At 57.0% G+C, this 25,336-nt stretch carries 10 protein-coding genes; 4 read left to right on the forward strand and 6 right to left on the reverse strand.

Annotated features, from left to right (window positions below; all coding sequences use genetic code 11):
* Positions 1–98 precede the first annotated feature (98 nt).
* Positions 99–2,354, forward strand: a complete 2,256-nt coding sequence (locus tag OHL14_RS06790) for a winged helix-turn-helix domain-containing protein (protein ID WP_263378575.1) — start codon at positions 99–101, stop codon at positions 2,352–2,354.
* Between the two features lie 517 nt (positions 2,355–2,871).
* Here OHL14_RS06790 and OHL14_RS06795 read toward each other — a convergent pair.
* From OHL14_RS06795 to OHL14_RS06805, 3 genes are read right to left on the reverse strand one after another with little or no spacing between them, the layout of a single operon-like run.
* Positions 2,872–3,492 carry a hypothetical protein gene (locus OHL14_RS06795; protein ID WP_263378576.1) on the reverse strand — a complete coding sequence of 207 codons (621 nt, stop codon included), beginning with the start codon at positions 3,490–3,492 and terminating at the stop codon, positions 2,872–2,874.
* A 9-nt stretch (positions 3,493–3,501) separates the two neighbouring features.
* Positions 3,502–8,589, reverse strand: a complete 5,088-nt coding sequence (locus tag OHL14_RS06800) for a beta strand repeat-containing protein (protein WP_263378577.1) — start codon at positions 8,587–8,589, stop codon at positions 3,502–3,504.
* 23 nt (positions 8,590–8,612) lie between these two features.
* Positions 8,613–10,472 (reverse strand): FG-GAP repeat domain-containing protein, encoded by a 1,860-nt coding sequence (locus tag OHL14_RS06805; RefSeq protein ID WP_263378578.1) that lies wholly within the window; start codon positions 10,470–10,472, stop codon positions 8,613–8,615.
* A gap of 323 nt (positions 10,473–10,795) precedes the next feature.
* On the opposite strand from OHL14_RS06805, the gene OHL14_RS06810 reads away from it, so the two are divergent.
* Positions 10,796–11,377 carry an ECF-type sigma factor gene (locus OHL14_RS06810; protein WP_263378579.1) on the forward strand — a complete coding sequence of 194 codons (582 nt, stop codon included), beginning with the start codon at positions 10,796–10,798 and terminating at the stop codon, positions 11,375–11,377.
* Positions 11,378–11,426: 49 nt separating this feature from the next.
* Entirely contained in the window at positions 11,427–14,207 is a 2,781-nt protein-coding gene (locus tag OHL14_RS06815) for a serine/threonine protein kinase (RefSeq protein ID WP_263378580.1), read from the forward strand.
* 102 nt (positions 14,208–14,309) lie between these two features.
* Here OHL14_RS06815 and OHL14_RS06820 read toward each other — a convergent pair whose 3' ends face one another.
* From OHL14_RS06820 to OHL14_RS06830, 3 genes are all read right to left on the reverse strand, one after another.
* The gene (locus OHL14_RS06820) at positions 14,310–17,468 is read right to left on the reverse strand and encodes a DUF4450 domain-containing protein (protein WP_263378581.1); all 3,159 of its coding nucleotides are present in this window, start codon (positions 17,466–17,468) and stop codon (positions 14,310–14,312) included.
* 440 nt (positions 17,469–17,908) lie between these two features.
* Positions 17,909–19,204 (reverse strand): hypothetical protein, encoded by a 1,296-nt coding sequence (locus OHL14_RS06825; RefSeq protein ID WP_263378582.1) that lies wholly within the window; start codon positions 19,202–19,204, stop codon positions 17,909–17,911.
* 75 nt (positions 19,205–19,279) lie between these two features.
* Positions 19,280–23,002, reverse strand: a complete 3,723-nt coding sequence (locus OHL14_RS06830; protein ID WP_263378583.1) for a TonB-dependent receptor — start codon at positions 23,000–23,002, stop codon at positions 19,280–19,282.
* Between the two features lie 276 nt (positions 23,003–23,278).
* Between OHL14_RS06830 and OHL14_RS06835 the strand changes: the two genes are divergently transcribed.
* The gene (locus OHL14_RS06835) at positions 23,279–25,282 is read left to right on the forward strand and encodes a TPR end-of-group domain-containing protein (RefSeq protein ID WP_263378584.1); all 2,004 of its coding nucleotides are present in this window, start codon (positions 23,279–23,281) and stop codon (positions 25,280–25,282) included.
* Positions 25,283–25,336: the final 54 nt, after the last annotated feature.

A 25,336-nucleotide genomic window follows, 5' to 3' on the forward strand; every position in this document is an offset into this window, starting at 1 on the left:
ATGTATTCCAGCTAAAATCGGTCTAACTTCGACATAACGGTCCAACCGCATTCTTTTCAACGCCAGACTCAACGCCTTAGGGCCCATGACTCGGATTTATGGCCACGCACGTGAACGATGACTCCTCTTCGAAGCAGAACAGGGTACGCTTCGGGGCATTCGACTTCGACCTTCGACGCCAGGAACTACGCAGGCAGGGGCACCTCATCCGGCTGCCAGCCGCTCAACTTCGCCTGCTCAATCTGTTCCTGGAGCGGCCCGGCGATCTGATCACGCGTGAGCAGATCAGCTCCCACCTGTGGAACGATACCGGCACAATCGATGTGTCGAGCGGCATCAACACCTCCATCAATCGGCTGCGTGGCAACCTCAGCGACCCACTGAACTCTGCCGAATACATTGAGACAGTGATTGGTCTCGGCTATCGCTTCGTAGCCGAAGTGGTGCCCGTATCTGCGCCTAGGGCCGAGTCGCACGAAGCTGCAACGCCACCCCCAACAACGCTCGATATGGCGCCACCTGCACCGGCTGCTCTTCACGAATTCGCGGAGACGTCTGCCGCGGCACAGCGCCGATCATTTTCACATCGACAACGGCTGGCGGTGGGGAGCCTCCTGCTTCTGGTTGTCGCCGGTTCAGTCGCACTGTGGCGCAGGGGCCGATCCAGGCCGAGCATTGTCGCCTTGTCCGCAACGAGGCCCTCTCCGCTCTTTCACCTTAGGCCTGTGACTTCGACCGCCCCGGGTGAGGCGATCTCCGCAGTCGCCGTATCGCCGGACGGAAGATCCGTGGCTTTCAGCAACCGCGCGGGCGTCTCCGTGCATACATTTGGAGGCGGGGACATACTGCTGCCCTCGCGACCGTTCTTTCAGGTCAGCCGCATCTCATGGTTTCCGGATGGAACTCACTTATTGCTGAGTGGAATGGATACCCAGACGCATCGGCATCAGGTATGGGGTGTACGCCTCGGAGAAGGTTATCTGCGATTCTTTGCGGATGATGCCGATCTGGCGACGGTCTCTCAGGATGGAAGCTCCGTTGCCTATACGCGGCAGAACGGCATGGAACTTTGGGTGGCAGGTGCTGGCAACGACGGCGCGCATCAGCTTCTGGCTGATCCTCGAGGCAGCTTTCCCTACCTGATCTGGTCTTCGGCGGGCGATCATCTGCTGGTCGACCATCGAGCAGCATCCCCGGGCTCCGACAGCTATGAATCAATCGACGCCCGAAACGGAATAGTGCTGGCCCGCGAGAGCCACATGGTCTTCTCGTCGGGCTACCTGCTTCAGGATGGACGGCTCTACTTCCCGCTCACGGAGTCGGCTAATCCTGCAGCTGGGCAGACACAGTTAATGCTGGTTCACACCGATCCTAAAACGGGGAAGGCGCTGGATAAACCGCAGATGCAGCAACTCTTCAGCGGATACGGCAGAGCCCTTTCGGCCTCACTTGACGGCAAAAGAATCGCGCTTGCGCTCGATTACGCCACGGTAAACGTCTTCGTTGCGGACCTTCGTCGGCCCGGCCCTACGCTTGAGAACGTTAGAGAGTTGCCGCACAAAGTAGAAGAGAGCTATCCCCATGCATGGACGTCCGACAGTCGAGCTGTTTTGTCCGAAAGCAGCGCGCTGGGTGTATGGGCCATCTTCAAGCAACCTCTGGACGCTGCAGAATCCCAGCTTGTTGCGAAGCTTCCTACCGGCGCCGCCATGGCCCAAATCTCTCCGGATGGGCGCTGGATATTGTTCCTTCAGTTCGCGAAAAGCAACACCCCGCCAATTGGCTTCTTTCGGGTCCCGGTAACCGGGGGCGTGGTCTCGCAGGTCCCGGTCAGCACCCAGCTTGAAGACTTTGTGTGTTCTGTCTCCGCCAACGGGAGCTGTGTCGTACGTGAAACAATCGGCAACACGGAATTGGTTTACTCTGCGCTCGATCCTCTCACGGGCGTCGGACGGGAACTGGCGCGAACTCCCTGGCATCCTATCGTGCTGGGTGACTGGGGTCTCTCGCCGGATGGCTCCACTCTCTCAATAACCGATCACGACGTCGTTCACCCTAGCATCCACCTGGTAAGTCTGGCCGGCCGACGCGCGGAAGGCCCCAGCGAACTACCGCTCCGCGGACATGGGACGCTGTGGGGCTCAAACTGGGCTGCCGACGGGCGTTCGCTCTTCGTTGAGTGCAGAACCAAGGATGGCTTTGAGCTGGTGAACCTAGATCTCGGCGGTAAAGCCGTCGTGCTACGCAAGAGTTCCGTAACGCTGTGGGGCATTCCATCACGAGATGGAAAGAAACTTACTTTCCCCGACCGAACTAGCAGCAACAATGTATGGGCCTCTGACACCATGCAGTGATCGAAGCATCACAATCAAGTAAGGACCGCCCACACACGCTAAAGGGCATGGGCTGCAATGCTGGTTTCTGCTCGTACAGCGACTGCCGAGCCAGAGTGGGACCAGCAATTCTTCTCATGCGTGTACTGACTTAATTTTAATTACCACCGATGCTCTAGCTGGGACTGTGTGGAATGGGTCAGGAAGTTCGAACCTGCGCCCTATCCGTCAGACCGCGCAAGCCGAAAAATTCGAAAATCGTCCACCAGGGCCGACCATTTCATCATGTTGGCCCTTTCGTAGATCATATCGAACGGGTAACGAATGAAGGTTCACCCTTTAAGCACCCACTGAAAAGTCCGAAACAGCTCCCGCTCCTATGCTGTCGCGCATGAGAAGACGAAGGTAGCCACAAGCTTGTCGGCGTACAAGAGCCTGTTAGCGTAGCAGGGCCGAAATGGCAGGTTGGCCACTTTCCTTCGCGACCTAAAATCCCTCTGTCACTGCGGACCCTACGTCTTCCCCCATCGTCGGCGTCTCAGTGTTTCGTGGAAAAGAGTGAGAAAATCACGCCGCTACTGAGACGCAGGTCATTCTGATGATCCGTGTCACCATTTGCGTAGTTTGTGGTCAGGTACTCGATGTCGATCAATTTGAAGGATAGGCGGTGATGCAGTTTAAGGTTGATGCCTCCGCCGACCGTCGCTGCGAACGAATTACCGATGCCATCGCCAGCCAGACTTGGAGCTTTGGATAGACTGCCGCTAGCATACGCGCCGCCGATCGCGAGCTCGCCGTAAGGCTGCAAGTACGTATGCCTAAGCCGAGGTGAATAGCGTGCACCCGCCGTGTAGGTGAGGAGCGTGAGATCGTAATTGAGCGTACCGATCCCGCCCGCGTGTGTCGCTCCAACTTGAGCGACCAAAGAAACGGTCGAATCGTGTACAGGGCGCACATACGCAACACCGCCACCATTGAGATGAATGCATCCGCAGTTGCCGGGAGGGCCGTTGGTCCGCGTGTAGTCGTAAGTCAACTCGAGCGCGGAGGGTGTGCCGTGCCTGGGCTCTGCTTGTTGAGCCACCGCGAGGCGGAGCGCTGGCACGGCAAGACCAAGCAAAACGAGGGTGACGGGGCGAATGGCTCTTGTTATCTGCATAGAAATCCTTTAGTAGTTCACCGTGATCCTGATTGTGGTGGATTGCTGCGTGGTCCCGCTGGTGCCGGTCACGGTGACGTTGTAAGTCTGCGGATGATCGCCGAAGTACGAGATGCCACCATTGCAGCCAACCAAACCAATGCTTCCGATCAGCGCAAAGAAAATCAGCAACAGCCTCTGAAGGCGTTTTCTCTTCGCCGCAAGCAGAAAGGTGAGGAGCGGGAGGGCGGATGCAAGAATAGAGATGCCCGGAGCGCGGTGCGCTGTGGCAACCGCCTGCGCTGTCTGAATGGTGAGCGTGGAGGATACGGCGGTGCTTCCCGGAGTGAGGGAAGCCGGCGCGAAGAGTGCGGTAGCGCCGCTAGGTAGTCCGCTCGCGGAAAGTGCGATCGGGTTTGTATATGTGCCATTTACCGCAGTCACCATGATCGAGTACTGCGCAGAGCCGCCCGGGAAGATCGTCTGCGGAGCAGTGTTGGAGGACAGCGCGAAGCTAGCCGCAGACGGACTGGAGATCGCGAAAGAGATCGCGTTCGACGTTCCCCCACCTGGCGCCGGGTTCGTGACGGTCACGGGGACATTTCCTGCGGTAGCTACATCCGATGCAAGGATCGCTGCCGTAAGCTGCGTGGCGCTAATGACCGTCGTTGCGCGGGACACGCCGTTGAAGTTGACGATAGCTCCAGCCGCGAAGCCCGTTCCGTTGACCGTTATGGGGAACGCTGCCGACCCAGCCGCCACACTGGACGGCTGCAGAAGAGTCACCGTCGGGAGCGGGTTCGTTGCGATGGCGTTGATAGTGAACGTGACTGCGTTCGAAGTGCCGCCGCCCGGCGCTGGGTTAGTCACTGTTATTGGGACTGTGCCAGCGGCCGCTACATCCGTTGCAAGGATGGACGCCGTGATTTGGGTAGCGCTGACGAACGTTGTCGTGTGCGCGGTTCCATTGAAGTTGACGACAGCTCCACTCACAAAGCCGGTGCCGGTCACATCCAACGTGAACGCGGCTGCACCCGCCGTCACACTGGAAGGCTGCAGAATAGTCACTGTCGGGGTCGGATTCGTTGCGATGGCGTTGATGATGAACGCCACTGCGTTCGAAGTGCCGCCGGCCGGCGCTGGGTTCGTCACCGTTATAGGGACTGTACCTGCGGCCGCTACATCCGTAGCAGGGATGGACGCCGTGACTTGGGTAGCGCTGACGAATGTCGTCGCGCGTGCCGTTCCGTTGAAGTTGACGACAGCTCCGTTCACAAAGCCGGTGCCGGTCACTGTCAGCGTAAATCCAGCCGAACCCGCATTCGCGCTCGACGGCAGTAGCGAACTGAGTACGGGCAAGGGATTGCCAGGGGCATTAATGGTGAAGGTAAGAGCGTTCGAGGTGCCGCCGCCAGGTGTAGGATTCGTCACTGTCACAGGAATAGTGCCAGTGTTGGCCACATCCGCTGCGAGAACTGATGCCGTGAGCTGGGTGGCACTGAGGAAGGTGGTCGCGCGCGCTGTCCCATTGAAGTTGATGACAGCTCCGCTCACGAAACCGGAACCGTTCACAGTGAGTGTGAATGCGGCCGAACCTGCCAGTGTGCTGGAAGGCTGCAGGGAGGTCAGCACGGGCGTCGGATTGCTGCTGATGTTCGCCGCTGACTGATTCACGGTAAAGGTCTGGCAGCCAGCAGTAATCGTGAGCGTGCGTGCGGCTCCACTGTTCTGCGCGACGCTGTAATATACCGCACCCGTGCCAGTGCCGGAGACGCCGCCAGTGATGTCGAGGCTATCCGGATTGTTGGACGCTGCTGTCCACTTGCAGAAGCTAAAGGAAGCCGTGACGGTGAAGTAACTGGAGAGGCCACTGGAGGTAACAGATAGGGGAGAGGGCGTGATCGCAAAAGTGCAGGTATTCGCTGAGGCTTGGTTAATGGTGAAAGTTGACGTCGCGATAGAGTTACCGATGTTGATGGATGTTGCGGTCGGGCCTAGTGTGTTTTTTGCAACGGTGTAGTTCACTGTTCCAACCCCGGTACCGGAAGCGCCTGAGGTGACTGTCACTTGCGAAGGATTGCTGGAAGTAGCAGTCCACGCGCAGCTGGAAGGGGTAGGAGTAACCGTCACCGATCCCGTGCCTCCGGATGCAGCTTCAATCGACGCGCTAGAGCTAAGTACGAAGTAGCAGGCTGGAGCCTCCTGATTGATTAGCGTGACGTTGCCGCCGACCGTGATGCTGCCTAGGCGCGCAGGCCCGGTGTTCGGAGCGACTTTGTAGGTGACAGGGCCGCTCGCCACGAGCAGATTGGAGTTGTTCGTGATAGTGATCCAATTACTCTGCGGATAGGCCTCAACGAAAGGAGCACAGCTGGAGTTTGAGAGGGAGGCATTGATCGTGCCGCTGCCGCCTGTTGCATCCAATGCAATCGTCGACGGCGAGAGCGCAACGCTGCAGACGGAGCTCGAACCGGCGTCCTGCGTGAAGTTGAATGTCTGACCAGCAACGGTGATGCTGCCGGATCGAGTGCTTGCCGAAGTGTTTGGAGCAAAGGCGACATCCACCTGTCCGGTGCCCTGCGCAGACGCCTCGTCGAGTACGACGGCCCACGGAACCGTCGAGGTGGCCGTCCAAGAGCAACTGGGCACATTGGTGGTCACGTCGACGCTCTGCGCAATCAGATTTGTGCCCGTGTTTTCTACGCTTGTGTCGAGTAGAGAAAAGACAGAGTAGGTGCAGGCACTGGCGATGTTGAAGGTTGCGTTCCCTGAGTATGTTCCCGGATTGGTGACTGAAACGTACACCGACCCTGTCGAAGTCAACAGCGATGCCGGAACCGATACCTGCAAAGCACTACAGAAGCTTGGCTGGAAGGTGTTGCCGCAAGTCTGATTGTCGATAAGCCCCAGAACAGGCAAGGTCGTTCCGTTGAAGGTCACGGTGGAGTCCGTGGTGAAGCCGAGACCGTAGATGTTCATCGGTAGCGCCGGGCCGTTCGCAAGAGCAGCAGCAGGATCTACATGGTCGATCGACGGATAGGGATAGGAGGCAGTAGCTGTGGAGCTCGAGACGTTGTTGAGAAGATTCGGATCGGTCTCTGTTGCTGTGACGTTTGCCACGTTTGTGATGCTACCTGCCGTCAGAACTTGCACCGGAATTGAAAGGTTGACCGAAGCTCCCGTTGCGATGGCCCCGAGGTTGCAAGTGATGCTGTTGCCATTGACGGCGCAGATGCCCTGGGAAGTAACGATGGGCGATTGGCAAACTCCGACGTTGCAGTAGGTGCCGCTCAGCTGCAGTTGAGCAGGCAGTACATCCGTGAAGGTGACGTTATGTGCTGTTGCCGGGCCATTGTTGGCTACGACGGCGGTGTAGGCGGTAAGTCCAAAGTCCGCTCCAAGTTGGAGACCTGAGGTTGGCTTGGTCAGAATGACACTCACGTCTGCCTGTGTGAGGTCGACCGGATCCGCGATCGTGCCGGAGCAGTTAGCGTCCGTGGTGATAGCCGTAGAGCCCAGGTAGGTCTTGCCCTGACCATAACCGCTGGGATCATTCGAGGGGTTCGAAAAGAACTCGATTGTAAAGGTGGTGCTGGGCAGGCCATCGAAGGAGCCAAGCAGATTGAGAGCATTCGCTGCCTGTGTCGCCGCGACAGCTTTGGAGAACTCGGAAGTGTTTCCGTTGGGATCGGTCGCAGTCGCGGTGATGTAGGTGCCGCCCGTTCCCGCGGTCAACACCGGATAATTTTGCAGAAGATTCGCCCCTGCACTCGTCGCATTGCAATGGCTGTTCGTACCAGGGCCTGCAGCATCGAGATCGATACCCAGGGCTGCATTGCCGAAGATGGAGTTTGCGCTGATGCGATTGCCAGACCCTGTCTTCACCCGGACACCGGCACCTCCGTTGGAGGCGATGACATTGGCAATCGTCACGTTCCCTGTGCCGGGGCCGCCGCTCGTGCCGGGATCAATAAGAACTCCGTTGAGGGCGTTGTACGCGATGAGGTTTCCGGCACTAATAGAGTTGTTAGTCCCGCCCAATGCGATGGAGACACCATTGCCCTGATTCGGCAATGCCTTCGTTCCCGTGGTGTCCGTGCCAATGGAGTTGCCTTGCACCGTGCTGCCGATGTACGGCGTGTAACCGGGCGAGCTTTGTGAGGTGCCGTTAATCAGCACACCGTCCAGCAAATTTCCGGAGATGACATTGCCCGCGCCTGCCGTGGTGCCACCGACCGTGGTGTATCCGGCAGGCACACTTGTGCTGCCGCTTTGTTGCCCACTAAGAAAGCCCTGAGTCGTGTTAGGAACGGCAAAGGTTCCCGTGACATCCGTGCCGATGTAGTTGCCCTGAACCAGGTTGTAGAAGGCGTTGTCGTATATGGCAACACCAACCTTATTGCCAGACAGCAGATTCCGTGCGGAAGGCGTTGTGCCGCCTATGAGATAGTTCGTCGGATTGTGATCGATGATGACGCCGAAATTTGTCGGCGAGAGCACCTTGGTTCCGCTCGCATCGGTGCCGATGTAATTCCCTTGAACATACGATCCGGTTGCCGCGCCGTTATTCGTGAGATCGTTGATGTCCACGTTGTTGTAGCCGTTGCCTGCGATGTAATTTCTGGCTCCTGCCAGCGTGCCGCCAATGGTAATGGTCGATCCGTTCATGCCGACCCCGTCCTGTACGTTCCCCATCACGGTGGCTCCCGAGCTATCCAGGCCAACGAAGTTGCCTTGCAACTGTGCCTCATACGCCGTGGAAAGAAAGGCGATGCCGTAAATGGTGTTGGCAGAGATGATGTTCCTGGCTTGCGGAGAGGTCCCGCCAATGATGTTGCCGGTACCCGAGCCAAAGAGTGGGCCGTTATCCGCGAAGATGCCGATACGGTTGGGCGATGGCGTCTTACCATCAGCCGTACCAAAGAAGTTGCCTTCAATAAAGTCACCGACTCCGTTTGCTTCGATGCCTTCAGCACCCGAGGCTGTGCCGTTTGACGCAATGTTTGGATTCGTCCAGCCCGTGAAAGCGAGGCCGCGTATCACCGTGCCGGAATCATCGAAGGGGACGAGACCTGCGCCGCCGGGTGTCGTCGCCTTTCCGCCGTCGATCTGGATCACGATCTTCGCATTGTCACCAGCCGTCAGAGTGTTTGGGCTTGCGCCCGGCTGCGTGTATCCGTCGATCGTGACGGCGTAGTTGATTGGCGGGAGTGCGAAGTAATCGAGGCTGTTTGGGACGTTCTCGGAGAGCGGTTGAATCGTATAGATGCCGGTCGCTGCGTTGTATCCCGGATCGCTGGTGGGAATATTGAAGACGATGCTGTAGACTCCGCCGTTCGCAGCCGCCGCGTTCTGTGAGTTCTCGATGGCTGCACGAAGAGACCCGCGGGCGGAGAGTCCTTTTGACTGATATCGGTGATGTCGAGCGTGTTTGTGACCGTGAAGACTGCGGTCGGCGCGACATCCTGGGGCGTCACAACCGGAACACTCGAATTGCTTTGCAGCGTGACCAGACCACTGAGACCGTGCTGACTGAGGCGCATCGGGAGCGCAGCCACAGGGGAACTGCTCGCGCTGAGTGTCCCCAGCAGGTTCATCTGCGGAACACTGCCGGTTGCTACGCCGCTCGTCGCTGCGCTTAGCTTTTTCTGTCTGGCGCTTGCGAGTGTGGATAAGACGTGAACAGCACTGCCCTGGCTGTCGATAACTACCAGATCCTCTTGCGCTGAGCCGCTGATGCGGGCAGCTGTTAGTGAGTGTGCGGTCGCGCCTGTGGCTGTGGGAAGCGAAACCACGCTCTGCTCTGTCCACTCTGCAGAAAGCGTCGGAGTCGCCCGCCGCAAGGCTGACGCGCGGGCCTGACCGCCGCTCACAAGGGCGCTTCCGAAGGCGGCAGGCGTGAGGTCACTCCTCCCGCCGGCGACCATCATCGTGGGCACGGCATTCGAGTTACCCAGGAGGCTCGCAGCTGCAGTGGGCGAGACCGAGTGCTCAAATATGTGAATGTTCCCATCATCGCCAAGGACGGCGAGGCTCGGTCGTTGTCCCGTGAAATCTCCAGAGGCAAGTGCCGCGACCCCGAAGCTGAGCGATTGTGTCGAAAGCTCAGCAGCAGGCACACCGGCGGCGGCAGTCGTCGAAAGCTTTCTGTCTCTGCCACGAATCAGAACAAGCTCGTTGCCTGCTCCGACAGCGAGATCGCGCAAGGCGCTCCCGGAAAATTTGCCGAGTGCCAGCGAGGTGGCAACCTGTTTCGTCGCGAAGGTCTCTGGCTGTCCACGAAGAGCACCGAGCGGCGACTGGTAGACCGCAACGGCACCGCCGCTGCTTGCGGTCATTGCAACGATCAGGTCGCTCAGCCCATCCGGCTGGTTCATTTCACCTGCAATCAGGTCCGTTATACGACCAGCGACTTCAACGCGCTTCGCAGCTGCAAAACCACCGTGGCCATCGCCTTTCAAAAGACAAAGAGCCGTGCTGCCCCGCTTTGCGACCACAATGTCGAGGTGACCGTCAGCATCGAAGTCCCCCGTAGCAATAAAATCTGGAGACTCTGGGGTCGCGAAAGAGCGTGGATTCGAAAGGAATGCAGCCGGGGTGCCGTACTGCGCTGCCACGCCGTAAGGCCAGAGCGCGGCAATGTTTCCCCGGTAGATCGTCACGCTTCCACCGTTTCCAGCAGCTGAAGCGCTCACGAGGTCGGGCACACCATCCTCGTCGAAGTCCGCGGATGCAAGGGCAAGCGGTGTGCCGGAGCCAACGTTAGCAGAGGTCAGCGGATGACCGTCGCAGAGCGAGAGCAAGGGATTTGCAGCGGGGGCTCGCAATGCCACCAGCCCCTGCGTGCCTGTCACCGTACAGGAGCTGCCGCGGCTGGTCACTGCCACGTTTCCTCTCTGCGCACAGGCGACGGAGCCGCCAGCAAGACCAATAAGACCCACTGTAAACAGGAAGACGTCGGCAGAGAACAGGCGAAAGATGCGTGTCGAGGTAAACATCATGAACTCCTTGGAAGCTTCCGCTCTCAGGCGGTTTTTGAATCGGACAACGACGTGGAGGCAAGCGAATCGACGAGGGCCCGGGATAAGCGCTTACAGACTCCACGTGCCTTCGGCACGCGTTCGTGGGGTGTGTATATCCATATGGCGTAGAGCGCCCGGAAAGTGCGTCATAAGAATTTCCGTTTAGCGAACTCCTCGTAAGCAGACTTATCTTGGCTTTGAAAAATCATCATCAGCCGCTGCGAGCGCTGGTACACTCGGGAGCAATCCCAAAATTGAACCGCAGCTGCGTAGAGCAACTTTCCGGCTGAAATGGAGTCCGCGTGGCGGATATTACGATTCTGCTTCGCAAATGGGAAGCCGGCGAAGCAGACGCCCTGGAACAGCTAATCCCCCTCGTCTACCCTCAACTGCGCCAGGTGGCCGCAGCCTACATGGGACGCGAGAAACGGAAAGACCTGCTGCAGCCTACGGCTCTGGTGCATGAGCTTTACCTAAAATTGATTCAGCAGAAACGCGTGGCATGGGAAGACCGTCGCCACTTCTATGTCTTTTCCGCGCGCTCGATGAGAATGATTCTGATCGACCATGCTCGCAGCCAGCAAGCTCAATCCCGTGGCTCGGGCATCGTCCCGGTGCCGCTGAACGAAGCTCTGGCGTGGGTAGAGATTGGAAGTCCTGAACTTATAGAGCTGGATATGGCGCTGGAAGAGTTGCACGCTATCGATCCTGCAAAGGTGAGACTCGTAGAGATGCGCTATTTTCTCGGCTGCACCGCTGAAGAAACGGCCGCACTGCTTGATATTTCCAAAGCTACTGTCGATCGCGAGTTGCGCTTCATCAAGGCGTGGCTCTTTCAGCGCCTATACCCGGACCGTCCAACACCGAAAGCAATTGAACATTGAGGCACTTTGCCACCTCTTCACGCTATATAAGTCGAGCTATCTATTCTTAGTGCCGAAGGTACGATTGCCTGCCACCGCCTCCAACGACGACTTCTCCCGGCTTGAAGAGCTGTTTGATCAAGCGCTCTCCCTGCCGCAGCAGGACCGTGAAACGTACCTGTTGGATACGTGTGCGGGCGACACGGATCTGCTTGCGCGTCTACGCGCTCTCCTCGCGGCCCACGAAGACGAGGAGCAGGTCAGCGATTTGCATCGCCAGACCCAAAAAGAGGAGAACACCTTTCAAGGCCGCCGACTTGGTCCCTACGAGCTGGAGTCGCTGCTGGGGCGCGGAGGCATGGGAGCTGTCTATCTAGCACATCGCGCCGATGGCCAGTATGAAAGCAAAGTCGCCATCAAGGTAGTTGATTTACCGTTGGCTACCGACGCTTTCTACGACCGTTTTAAACAAGAGCGCCAGATTCTCGCGAGGCTCACCCACCCGCACATCGCGCGCTTGCTGGATGGCGGCGTCAGCGAGGATGGCATCCTCTTCCTGGTGATGGAGCACGTCGAAGGAACACGCATCGACGATTACTGTCGTTCACACAAAATGACAGCGGAAGCGAAGCTACGCCTCTTCGTCGCCGTTTGCGGAGCTGTTCAGTTCGCTCATCAAAGCCTCGTTATCCATCGCGACCTCAAGCCCGACAACGTGCTTGTCAGTGAGGATGGCGCGCCTCATCTACTCGACTTTGGCACGGCAAAGCTGATGTCGAGCGATGGCACGGCCGACACGCGCGGGCTCACACGAGAAGGGTTTCTTTCATTCACGCCTGCGTACGCCAGCCCTGAGCAGGTGTTAGGAAGGTCCGTTACGACCAGCAGCGACACATACTCGCTCGGCGTGTTGCTCTACCAGATGCTGACGGAACGTCTCCCGTACGAGCTCAACGACTTCACTGCTGAGGAGATGATTCGTGTCATCTGCGAGCAGGAGATAAGCCCTCCTACGTCCGCAGATCGCACCTTCCCCGATAAAGACCTTGAGGCGATTCTTGCCAAGGCGCTGCGCAAGGAACCTGAACAGCGTTATCAGACGGCCGATGCCTTTGCTGCAGATGTCCAGGCCTATCTGGATCATCTGCCGGTGTCGGCTCGCAGAGGCAACCTACGATATCGCGCACGGAAGTTTTCACGGCGCCATCGTCTCGCGCTTTCCTTCACCGCGGCGCTCGCGCTGACGCTGCTTATGGGGGTGTTTGCGGTACTTCGGCAAACTCACGCTGCCAGAGTGGCAGAGCAGAACTCCGAAGCGAGTGCAAAGGACCTGAGCCAGCTCAGCGACACGTTGCTCACAGAGCTGGATGATGCCATCAAGCAGCTCCCAGGATCGACAGGTGCGCAACAACTCCTGGTGGCCCGAGTTCTCGAACATCTGGATCGTATGGCGCAGAATCCGCGCAGCAACAGCTTCACAAAGGTCAGCCTTGCCAATGCGTATGTGCGGCTTGCCAGCCTCCAGGCAAGCCCCTACGAACAGAACATTGACGATGTGCCTGGAGCGCTGCACAGCCTGGAGAAGGCGACAACTATCCTGACGACACTTGCAGCCGCCACGCCATCGGACGCGACCGTCTTGTTGGCCCTGGCCCGCGCACAGGATGCGCGAGGCGAAATCTTAAGCTTTGCAGACGACAGTGCTGGTGCTGCCAAGAACCTTAACGATTCCGTCAAGACCTACGAGGGCTTGCTGAAGAGCCCTGCCGCATCACCGGCCCTCTTCTTCGAAGCGGGTAGCGTCATCGACACACTGGGAGACGTCATGGGGCAGGACACCGGGTTTGCCGATCCCGAGGCCGCTCTTCGCGACTATCGTCTCGCCATCGATTTCGATCGTCGTGCCCTGGCGATGAATCCGGACTTCAAGCCTTCTCGTCGAGGGCTCGCTACCATGCAGATGAAAATCGGCAACGTCGAGCTAGACGAGCAACCTGCGGTAGCTCTCATCGACTTCAAGGCCGCCATGACGATGCTGGATGCCTTGCCCGCGGTCGAGCGCTCGCGACTCGACCTTACGCGATTACGAGCTCTTTTATTGAGAAAGCAGGCGCTATCGCTGTCAGAGCTTGGCAGATATGCCGAGGCTGACTCTCTCTTCGCTCAGTCCACCGCGATTTACATGCAGATTGCCGCCGCTGATCCGAAAGACCTGCGAGCACTGAGAGATCTCGACAGACTACTTACGAATGAGACCTTCAGTGTTGAGAATGAAGCCGACCCAAGTCTTACAGTTCCAGCGGCTGCGCAGCAGCAGGAAAGCTCCAGTCGTCAAGCATTAGCGAGGGCTGAAGAGTTGGAAGCCCAACGTGCGGTCACGCTTGAAAAATTGCTGCAGGTAAGTCCCGGCGACGTTATCCCTTCACAGGAGTTGGCGGCGGTGCGCGTGCGACTCGAAACTCTGCGCCTGGCGAGACGTTCGCCCGATGATCTCACACTGCGGCGCGATAGAGAGGCGCTTGATACTTTGCGATCGGCTGCGTCAAAAGAAGCAGCATCGACGTTAGTGTTAGACATGGCAGGTCATGCCTTCATGGACGTTCGGCCTACTTCCCTTCGCGATACAGCATTCGCTCTTCAATGCATGGAGCGAGGCACAGCCCTTACGCATCGCAAGGTACCCTCGTGGCTTCTCTCACTCGCGCAGGCATATCGTGCGTCCGGTGATCCAGTACGAGCTTTGGCGTCGGCCCGCGAAGGCTTAGCTCTGTTGCCTCAAGATAACGCCGATAGGAACTTTCGCCTCCGCAGGCAGCTGGAGTATGAGCTGAAGTTTTCTCGGAAACAATGAGCATTGCGCTTACAGCATGCAACGTTCGAGTGATGATCGTTTGGAGTTTCTTACTTTATAACGCCGATGAGTTTGGCTGGTGCTTGAACTAGATTCGTCTTTTCACGCGCGTTCAAGCGTAACCCCCAGCAACGCAAAGACAACACCATAGAGTTCGACTCTAAACTCGACAGATGCCAACTCTCTTGTGGGGTCTAATGCAAGATAAAGTGCAGTGGCTGCGCCTCCTGGAACCAAACGACCTTTGCCTTTAAAGTCGCCTACCGTGATCATCCGAGTTTCTCCACTCATAAGATCAACGCGAGGGGGCAAGGGATCTTCTCCGTAGAACAGGTAGTCATCGAACAGATAGTCCTGTTCAATAGGCCACCATGTTTGAGGGCTACGCATCTCCAGCTTCTGCGTTACGCCATCTACATGTCGAATGGTCATGGTCGCATGCACCATGTGGCTGCATTGCGGCACAGTGGTGCCGGTGACGAGGATATAGATCCCTTTGGCGGAGCCTTGCAGGGGCACGCTCCTAACGGCGGCATCCGGCTCAAAACGAGATAAGAAGAAACAGTTCTCATGACCGTCCGCATGCATCTGGAAGGGAACGCTGTCGGCAACCATCAGCGTTGACGACGCTCGGATACCACGATCGTCAATGACGAATGGCTCACTGATGTCGGCCCATCCACCCAGCAGCGTGTCTGGAATCGCCAGGGAACAGTATGGAGATCGAGGGCTCGTATATCTGCGTGTGAAGATGGTCGAGAGATGGCTCGCCATGAACGGCGATAGATCGACACATTCCAGACTGGTGTTCTGAGCGGGCCGTTGGAAAACCGACCGTGAAGCTGATGGCTTCCCTGTAAAGCTGATAGGTATGAGCCAATGTGCATCGCCGCTCTTTCTCCGTGCAAAGACTGTGTGTACACCTGTGTTCCTGATGTGACCATCATGCAGGCAACCCTGCGGATCTTCGATCTGTTGGAACGTAAGGCCAGAAGGCAGCTGCAACAAGTCGCCGACTGTATACGTTTTGTGCACGGGGGGAGCTGCTGGACTCTCGCCTCGCCAATGAATCTCGATATGTGACGCCAGATCCTGCTCTACTTCGAAAACCAGCCACGGGCGTCCGATAGACTCTTCATCGAATGAACCCACGATAATGCTCGCTTGCGCAGATATAACTGGAAGCACCGTGCTTCGCGCTGGCAGGACAAAACGCACCCTGACACGCTTTCTAAACTTGCACGTGAGCGCATAGACTTCCTTTTGCCCCTCACGATCCCATTTCAAAGAGAAGTCGCGATGCGTCATCGAAGCCCTGTTCCACTCTTCAGGGAAGCCTGGCATCCACGTTACTGTACCTTCCAGCAAGTTCGGCCTGATCCCGTACAGCCCTTCGAGCATCGCACGCGCGGTGATACCGATTGGGTCGCCAAAGTCTCTTTGCGCTTCCTGCCGATGGACGTCGAGTTGCGACGTCATATGAAAGTTCCCCGGACACAAACCTTGATACATGGAATCAAGAAGGTTGCCCTTGAACAAGCGGAAAGCTTCCTCCTTCATCCCGATCTGCCACATGGCAAGAGCCATGTGCGAGTTCTCCGCCATGAGCAGAAGATTCAGAGACCACATATAGGGAAACCAGTTTGAACAGGACAGGATGTAGTGACCACCCCCTGGGACACCATCACCTTCGATGGGAACCGGCTTATATGAAGAAAGGCGATTCGTTGCCATCTGCCATGCCTGCTGCTTGTTCAATACTTCGGAATCGATCGCGTGATACAGGGTCCAGAGCGCAGCGTTATCGTAGACAGTCTGCGGTTCCATCAGATCTTTGGTCTCGGCTAGTTCGCCCTTCTCCGAAATCCAGAGGAGGCGTTGTATGGCGTCATCAATTTGCCGCGCTTCCAAGGAGAACGGTTCCGAATCTTCTCCCAGCATCTTCGCTATCTCTGCCGCTCGATGGAATGAGAACGCGTTGTAGGCCGTGGAATGTGCGGTACCACCGCCGTTGTATTGGAGATTGTCACTCGCCCAGATCGCTGCGTACGCCTCATACAATGGCAGCTTTTTATTTTCGAAGAGAAACTCACGGCGAAAGAGCCGTTGTTCCCAATGAAGATGGCGTTGATAGGCTGGCCACATCTCTTTTGCGAACTGCAGGTCTCCTGTCCACCGCAGATGACGCAGTAGAACATCGAAGAAGACAAGATTCATATCGTAGTGATTGTGAGAAAGATCTCCATTGGAGTGGAGCAGACTCTCCTTTCGAGACATGCCTTTATTTGGATCGAAGGGCCCTGTCGCAGGCGAGTCCGCGCTCACGGCGTTGGTATTCTGACGAGCTATCCAGCGGCGAAAGTGTGTCTGCGCTTTATCGTGCTCGCCCAAAATATCCAGGACGTAAGGTCCTCGCCAACCGGCCAATGGCGAGCGCCACGCAACTGCTCCATGCATGACACAGCCCTGGGTTTCATCCCATATGCCTGTTTCTGCAGAGCACAGCGCGACCGCAGCAGCATTTACGTATGGGTCTGGGCAGTCAAGGACGAGGCGCGAAGACGCGGCAAGGAAGAAATCCCCAGCTCTAAGGAACGACGCCTCTGGAGAAAGATCAGTAATTTTTGCGTCTGGCTTTTCATGACTAATTCGAATGTAAAGCGCCTGCTTGTTCAAAGATGCCGATCCAACCAGAATCGATGAGGCATCTTGCTCGTTGCTCGCGACAGAAAAGATTTTCTCTGGAGCCCGCAGCCACCGGCCATAGGAAGAGATCGCGAGTGCCGAATGCTCTGGAAATTCCATGCGAAACTTCCCCGCCGGACTTTCCAGTCTCGCGGACTCCACGCCAAGTGTCGACTCCAGTGAAAAGTGGTTCTGCGTGCAGTCTTGTTCGCTGACCTGGAAAAGTTCTGACACAGGCCGCGACTCGCAACCGATGTCCCCACCACGCTTTCCTTTGCGCCCGCTTGCGCCGCCGAAGGCCCAGGCCAGATGAACGTTATCTCGCGGCTCGGAAAGCGCAGCACTCACGATCAAAGACGCATCATCATAGCCGGTCAACGTTTCGAGATGTAAGGTCGCTCCTCCCAGCAGTTTGTCACGAATCTCATACATCATCCGGCCACGCTCATAGCGAGCAAGGACACTTTCAGCCTCAGATGCCCACGTGGAAGCTTCGTTCACGACGATGCCTAATTTGAGATTGCCTCCATGGCCGGGTAAGTAAAGTGAGAACTCCGGAAGATCACCTGCGTCCACGCGAAACGCACTTGTCGAATAAAGTGGCCGGTTGAAGAACTCCTTACCGTTACGAATTACAAAGCCGCTGCCCTCAGGGACATAACGTAGGGGTCGGGAGGTCGCACCTCGGAGCAGGGGTTGAATCGTCCCAGAGGTAATCTCTGGCGGCGGGCCCACTGCACTTGCCTGGATACCGAATGCGCCGAGGCGCCGGAGGCTCGGCCATGAGGTTGCCGCAGTGAGTTGTAGTAGAAAGTCTCTGCGCGTCGAAGCCGAATGAGTCATGTTCACCTATTGTTGGTGTGTCGAGGCATCAGTACAACGGCGATGTATTCCCGATTCTCTTGAAGTTGAAGTTCCTGCGCACTCTCTATCGTCGCACTTTGAAGCCCAGTCCGCCTTTTGCGTGTGGAAGTGAGTATGCCATCTGCCATGGGGATCCTTGCTTCTGTTCGAGATCAGTTACAGCTCTTGTTCTTCTGGGTTCTCTTCGTCGCAAGTTCGTTCAGGTACATCTCAAGGTGGCTGTAGCCTGTTCGTGCGTCGATGCTTTGGCCGTCGCTGGGATCGTGCGGATTCAGATGATGATTCCGCTCCCATACATCTGGAAGGCCATCGCCATCACTGTCTTTGATCGGCGTAAAGGTCACAGCCAGAGGGTGTCCCCCATCCGCCGACTCGTCGGCAATGAGAGCACCAAGCATGCCGAAAGAGGTCAACTCCTCGATCAGCTTTTGGTCGACCGCATCGCGGCATATGGAATCTCCGGCGTCACGGGAGATTTCGCCAACGATCCCTTCAGCATCGCTCAAACGCACGGGCACATCGGGCTTGGCAAAGGGTTCAGGTACGACGTCCGCTTTCATCTGTTCGAAGTCATCTTGCTGTACAAGCCTTCCATCGAGCTTGCCATTCCGATTCAGGTCAACAAAATTTTCGGACTGGTAGACATGGTCCGTCCTGGTGAACTCGCCGATGAAGTTATCTGAAGAGCTGGGCCCTTTGATGAAATAGTTGCCAACGATATCTGCGTAGTGAGGCTCGGCTCCGTGCCCGCCCACGTAGCCGTCGACGCCCCAATTGTAGACAACGTTGTTTACATACTGAATGTGACCCTTGCCTTTTGGGTTGCGGCTCTTGTTGTCGATCCAAAGGTTGTGGCTCAATGTGAGGTAATCGCTCTCGCACAAGCAACCGAAGCGTTGCGGCACTATCCCCTGGCCAATGATGGAGTGCTGAATGGTGGAGTAGCTGTTGCCGTTGGTTTGAATGTTGTCCCACCGCCCCCATTCGATCGAGAGATGATCCAGCATCACATGCGAGGCATCCGCCAGGTTGAGCGAACTTACCTTCGGTGACTCTGCGATACCGCCGCGGAACCTTAGATAGCGGATGATGATGTTGTGCTGATGAGTCATCGATACCTTGGCATCGGCGATCGTGATGCCGGACCCACCCGCAGTCTGTCCTGCAATGGTGAGGTTACTGCCGAGCACCACATCGGATCTCAGATGAACTACACCGCTTACCGCAAAGAGAACCATCGCGTTCGAGCTACCGGCAGCGACTCGAAACGAACCCGGGCCATCGTCGTCCAGGTTGGAGACGACAAGCACCCGTTGTCCCCGACCTCCTGACGCCGTCGCCCCGAAGCCTTCAGCACCAGGAAAGGCAAGCTGCTGCGACGAGGCGAGAGGGGCAGCCGTAAAGCAAAGCACAGCGAAGGAGAGGATTGGTGCAGCACGCCAAAGCATTAGGTACATCCTTGAAAGACGAAAGATAATGAGCGGGAAGCCTCGGAAACATCGGCTTCCCGCTTTGCGAGGTGATTAGAAGTTGAACTTGCCTGCGAACTGAACGCTGCGTGCAGAGTTTCCTTGCGATGTGAGAATACCGAAGGCTTGAGGCGACCCTGTAGCAACGCCCAACCCTCCGAATTGCACGTGGTTGGTCAGGTTGAAGATATCCGCCTGAAAGGTGAATTTCAGAGTGCGGTAGATGGGAAAGCTCCTCTTGAGGCCTGTGTCCACATCGTAGGTGCCCAGGTTGAAGAGGTGATACGGCTGCGTGCGTGGACCATTGCTGAAGTTATAGCCAGCATTCCCTGGAGTTGCCACAAATGCATTGATATCCAAATAGTGCGTGCTTGCCAGGGTCGCCACTGTCTTGCCCTTTCCGTAGGACCCATTGATGTGAGGATCGCCCGTGTAACCGGGAGTTTCCTCAGCAAAACAGCTGTCTGGCGTCTTGCAGTTGAGGCCACTGATGGTCAACGGCGAGCCGGACGTCTTGGTATAGATGAAAGAGACCGCCCATCCGCCAAGAACGTTCCGGGTAAGGAAGTGCTTTCCTCCCCACTGGTCTCTTGCGCCTATAGGCAACGCATAAAGACCATACAGGTGCAGATTGTTGGGAATGTCCGTGGTACTCACCGTGCGGTCAAGGCGGTAAGCCTTAGTGACACCGACACCGCCATCGATCACATTCGCGGGGATGGGATAACGGCTACGGATAGCCAGGTCATCGATGGTTTTAGCGAAGGTATAGTTCAGCGTTGCCGAAAGTCCGTGCCACTCAAGCTGCTTCAGCGTGAGCTGTAGAGAGTTGTAGTTCGCGCTTCCAGTGTTACCCCAGGTATCGGAGACGCTGGAATACTGCGGATATGCCTTAAGCATTTGGCCGATCGTAGCCGAAGGTCCCCCGTAGTTGCTGTAAGGAATGTTGATGCCAGGCAAGATGGCCTGCGCTTCGGCCAGGTAGGTCTGGCCCGTCTTAGTGTCAATACCGCCGGGGAGCTGAGCGAGCAGGGGGCCCAGGATTTCATATTTGGCATCAAGTTCGTTGTTCTGCGGGCCTCGCAATCCGGCTGCGAGAAAGTGCGATTGATTGCCAACGTAGTCCACGCTGAGCGTGAGCTTATTGGTGAAGGCATGTTGAAGACCGAAGTTATACGCCTCCGTGTAGGGAGGCCGTCCTGATAGGTAAGGATCTGCGTAGCTGATGGAGTTGGCCGTGACAGCCACTCCGGCTGTATTGATGTAGTTGCCAGCGTTAGCCGTGGAGGAGAACGTCGGCACCGCGCTGTACGACGGAATGCTCGTGTTGGAGTAGGCACCGAGGTTGGGATTCAAATAGAACGCCGGCTGCTCGCCCTGCACGCTGCTTGCAAAAGCAGCACTGCCGGTAAGACCGACTTGCCCCGTACCGTTGTAAGCGCCTGTGGAACCGCCAACACCGCCGTTGTGGGTGTACATCAGAGAGAAGGAGGCACGCACGACATCTTTGGGCGTGTACTGGTATGCCACTCCTACGCGTGGGCCGACGTTAGTGTAGTGGGTATGCACAACGGTATCGCAGTTGCAGGTTCCGTTGCCGTGGCCGATGAACTCGAGGGCGCCGGGAGTGCCAGTGGCCGGGTTGGTCAACGTGGAGCTTAGGGTCGACCAGTGATCGTGGACCTCTTTATACGGCGTGTACAAATCCCAACGCAGCCCGAGGTTGAAGGTCAGATTCCTGGTCACCTTCCAGTCGTCCTGCACATACGGCGAGAACGCCTTGAACCGCCCGCCGAGGGTAGAGAAGTTCTGGGAGTAAATAGAGGTAGAACTCACTGCTCCGATCAAGTAGCTTGCGTAGGAGCCGCCCGAAGCCGGATTCAGCGTTCCGATCAACTTGCTGGACGGAGCATCGGCCGCCGTATAGAACTCACCCGTGCTCGCAGCTGCCATGGTGTAGGTCATCGGTGTAGACGCGCTGTCGGCGACCGACTGGTTGAACTGCAACCATTGAAAGTCTCCACCGATGGTGAGGTTGTGCTGGCCCTTGGTCCAGGTAAAGTCGTCAGCAATGGTGTAGGTATTGACGCCCTCATGAAAGCCACTCGGTGAGGAGTAGCCGGTGGTGCCGTCGATGCCACCCGAGAAGCTAATGGCCGGAGCGTTGTCGCTGGCCTGACCGGCAGGCGTGTTGCCGATACCCAGCGCTGCGTTGCTGAATGTCTTATCGCCTGCAGTAGGCGCTTTCACCGGGGCCCAGAAGCGGGTCAAACCGTAGCGCAGCTGGTTCACCTTATTAGGGGAAATCGTCCAAGTGTGCTTGATGATATCGGTCGTCGTGAGTTCCGTAACGATCGTGCCGTTCACATACGGATAGGGCAGCACAGTCGTGGAGCCATAGTCATACGGTCCGATGATCTTCTTACCACTGGTAGAGATCAGGGCTATGGAGTGCCGGGGACTGAGGGTGTAGTCCAACCGTCCTGTTAATCCCCAGTTGTTGTCATTCGTGGGATAGCCATAAAGATAGTTGTTGGTGAGATTGGTGTTGATGGGCTGCGGCAAATTCTTTTGGAAGGTGTTCCAGATAGGCGAGATCTCGGACGCCGGGATCACGTTCAGTGTGGGAATGCCATTGAGCATTCCATCGAACTGCTTCACACAGGGCACGCCGCCATTGCTGGCCGTGCAGCTGGCATAGGTGGTGGGGTCGTAGATCTTGTAAGGGAAGGCTGTGAAGTTGCCAGCGCGCTCCTGCAGCGTCGGGATCGACTGATATTTGGGGTTTGCGGTGTTGGAGTAGTGGTACTTGTCGTAATTGACGAAGAAGAACAGCTTGTTATGCACCACAGGACCGCCGAGTGAGAAAGACATCTCGGTCTGATGGTCTGGCGCCTTCGGCGCGGGCGCGGTCCCACCGGTGACCGTAGGGACCGTCGTGGCCTTCGCAAAGAAGCTCCAGGCATCGAGAGCGCCATTGCGCATGAAGAGGTTGGCGTTGCCGTGGAACTTGTTGGTGCCTTGCTTGATGGAGAAGTTTTCCGAGCCCACGCCCTGGTACTGCGCGCCTGCGCCGGAGGTCTGTACCTGCGTCTGCTCGACCGCCTCGATGGAGAGATTCTGGTTCAGCTTACGGTTATCGCCCTGCGAGTCGACGGTGGTCATCGGCACGCCTTCGACGTACATCTCGTTCTCGTTCGCGTTGGTGCCATCGAAGTCGCCGGAGCGGCCGCCGCTTTGCACACCATTCTGGAGTGCAGCAAAGGCGGTCGGGTCGCGGGCGACGCCGCTCCCCAAAGTGACGGGTAGCTCAGAATAGACACGATTTTCGATGACGCCTCCCAACGTGGCGTTGGATGTCTGAAGATTCGGAGGGGCCGTGGTTACATCTACCGTTTCGTTCGCTGAGCCGATCTTCAGCACCGGATTCACGGTGGTTACGGCAATGGCGTTCACGGTAATGTGCTCCTGCTTCAACGCCTCGAACCCCGGAGCCTTCACGGTCAGGACATATTCGCCCGGAGGGAGAGGCGAAATCGTGTAGTAACCAGAGCTGGTCGTATTGCGCGTAGTCACCACATTTGTGGTCGTATCCCGGGCTTCGACGACAGCCGACGGAACGACCGCACTTGTGGGATCGGTAACCGTGCCTGAGATGGCGCCCTGGCCAGTGATTTGGGCAAAGGCCGGGCGTACCGCAAGCGCAAGAACGAACAGAAACGCGACGCCTTTAGCAATGGAAGAAAAGGGAACCTTCCGTACTGAGAGCAGACTCATAATTGTGAAGCCTCCATAAAGAGTTACCGTCGAACGGGAGGAATTCGCTTCCAAGAAGGTCGAGGATTCGCTCAAACGCGCAACAATCACCTATCGAAAAACGTTGCCATTTGAACATCGCGTTTGCGAGACTGAACACGCTACTAACGGCTTGCTTGCACGTTTGCGCACGAACTACCTTGATTTTTCAACTATTTAGCAGGGCGTTTGTTCGCTCTAACCGAAGCGCAAACGGTACGTTTGCTGTGATAGATTTGATCGCGGAGGCGCCGGGGCATGGAGTCCATCTCTGAAACTTGGAAATCGGACGGCCTCTCCTCAGAGGAGATTCTTCAGGTCCAGCGGCATCTGGAGACGGTGATCGCCAGCCCGTCGTTTGCCAGTAGCAAACGTGCCACCGATTTCCTGCAACTGGTCGTCGGACACGCTTTGAATGGCGACTTCGACGCTCTGCGCGAACGCATGATTGGCTCAGAGATGTTTGGGCGACCGATCGATTACGACACAGGCAGCGACTCCGTGGTCCGAGTGAAAGCGACCGAGGTCCGCCGAAAGCTCTCCCAGTTTTACGCAGAGAACGAATATACGAGTGTTCGTGTGGAACTCCCCAGCGGTTCATACGTCCCGCGCTTCTGGTTCCAGTTGCCCGAGGCTATCGGCTCGGGCGGGCTTTCGGATGAGCCGGTGCGCCATCCGGAACCAGTGGACGTCTTATCGCCCTCATCAGCACCAGCGACAGTGATTGATTTAACGGAGAACGGGGCGACCCCGCCGAAAGCAGGCAAGCCCGCACGCCTCTGGCCGCATCCAGCGAAGACGTGGTATCGGACAATTGCGTTTGCGATTACAGCCCTTGTACTTATCGTCTTGGTCGTGATCGGCTTCAGGCATTGGCTGATTGCGCCCCACACTGCAGTGCCGATCCACTCTCTTGCCGTGCTACCCCTGGAAAATCATTCTGGAGTGCCCGCGCAGGAATATTTTGCCGACGGTTTGACGGCGGAACTGATCAAGGACTTCGGGCAGGTTTCGTCGCTGCGTCTCGCCCCGCTATCTTCCGTGATGAGCTATCGGAGTTCGACGAAATCACCGCAGGAGATCGCAAACGAACTATCGGTCGACGGTCTGGTGCAAGGCAGCGTGTTGCGGGAGGGAAACCTTGTGCTGATCAACGTTCGCCTTACCGAAGCCCGGACCGGCAGACTTCTCTGGATGCACTCGTATGTTCGTGAGTTGACAACTGCTCTGGCTTGGCAGGGAGAGGTGGCCCAGACCATTGCGAAAACAATCGATCAGAGCATTCGGTCGAGGTCAAGAGCAGTTCCTGTCCCAGGCGCTCCACCTGATCCAGTTGCGGAAGATCTCTATCTGCATGGGAAATATCTGCTGGAAGCGGAAGACTGCGTCAACGCTGCGGACTTCTTCCGTGCTGCGATCAATGTGAGCTTCAACTATCCGCAGGCGCAGGCATCACTCGCCTTTTGCGATGGGCACCTCGGTGAAACGGATCGGATCGACTCCATCGATGCCTTTTCCATGCAGAAGATGGAAGCGCAGAGAGCCGTGGATCTCGACGAAGCCCTTGCCGACGGACATGCCGAACTCGCCAATGCAGCCATCAACCTTAACTGGGACTGGGCTACGGCCGCAACCGAATTTCGGCGAGCCCTTGAGCTGAGCCCCAAGTCCGCCTCCATCCACGAGGAGTACGAGCGCTACCTGGCACGCACCGGAAGGATTCGCGAAACGCTCACTGAGATACAGCGCAATGAAGACATGGACCCGTTCTCCAGCCGACTTTACCATCTCGAAGGCCTGATCCTGTACGACTGTCGTCAATATGACGCGGCGCTGCTACTTATTCAGAAGGTACGAACCCTGGACATCCCGCAGCCGAACTGGCACTTTCTTCTCGGTGAGATTTACACGGAGAAGAAAGATTATGCGACTGCTCAGGCTGAGTTTTCTCGAGCGGGTGTGCGCCCCCAGGCCAATGGCCACCTCGGCAACATGTATGCGCGCCAGGGCAGGGTGCAGGATGCAATGGACTTGATCTCTCATCTGGAAGAATCGGTGCGGACTGAGGGAGTAGGAAGATATGAGATCGCCCTCGTATACGCTGGATTGGGGAAAAAAGATGAAGCCTTCGAATGGCTGGAAGAAGCGTACAAGGTGCGAGACGAAGGTCTTACCTACCTGAAGATCGATCCTTGTCTCGATCCATTGCGGTCTGACCCACGTTTTGACGACCTCCTCAGTCGAGTGGGGCTGGCACAGTAGATATTCCACCTATGCGACCGAAGACTGGATGAGCCTCCGCTGTAGGTTGCGCCA

Origin of the sequence: Granulicella paludicola (assembly GCF_025685545.1) — a bacterium.
In the GTDB taxonomy this organism is placed as follows: Bacteria; Acidobacteriota; Terriglobia; order Terriglobales; family Acidobacteriaceae; genus Granulicella; species Granulicella paludicola.

Excerpts from the sequence above, each read along its gene's own strand:
- OHL14_RS06830 (WP_263378583.1), bottom strand. The coding sequence starts at position 23,002 with ATGAGTCTGCTCTCAGTACGGAAGGTTCCCTTTTCTTCCATTGCTAAA.
- OHL14_RS06795 (WP_263378576.1), bottom strand. The coding sequence starts at position 3,492 with ATGCAGATAACAAGAGCCATTCGCCCCGTCACCCTCGTTTTGCTTGGT.
- OHL14_RS06825 (WP_263378582.1), bottom strand. The coding sequence starts at position 19,204 with ATGCTTTGGCGTGCTGCACCAATCCTCTCCTTCGCTGTGCTTTGCTTT.
- OHL14_RS06835 (WP_263378584.1), top strand. The coding sequence starts at position 23,279 with ATGGAGTCCATCTCTGAAACTTGGAAATCGGACGGCCTCTCCTCAGAG.
- OHL14_RS06790 (WP_263378575.1), top strand. The coding sequence starts at position 99 with ATGGCCACGCACGTGAACGATGACTCCTCTTCGAAGCAGAACAGGGTA.
- OHL14_RS06805 (WP_263378578.1), bottom strand. The coding sequence starts at position 10,472 with ATGATGTTTACCTCGACACGCATCTTTCGCCTGTTCTCTGCCGACGTC.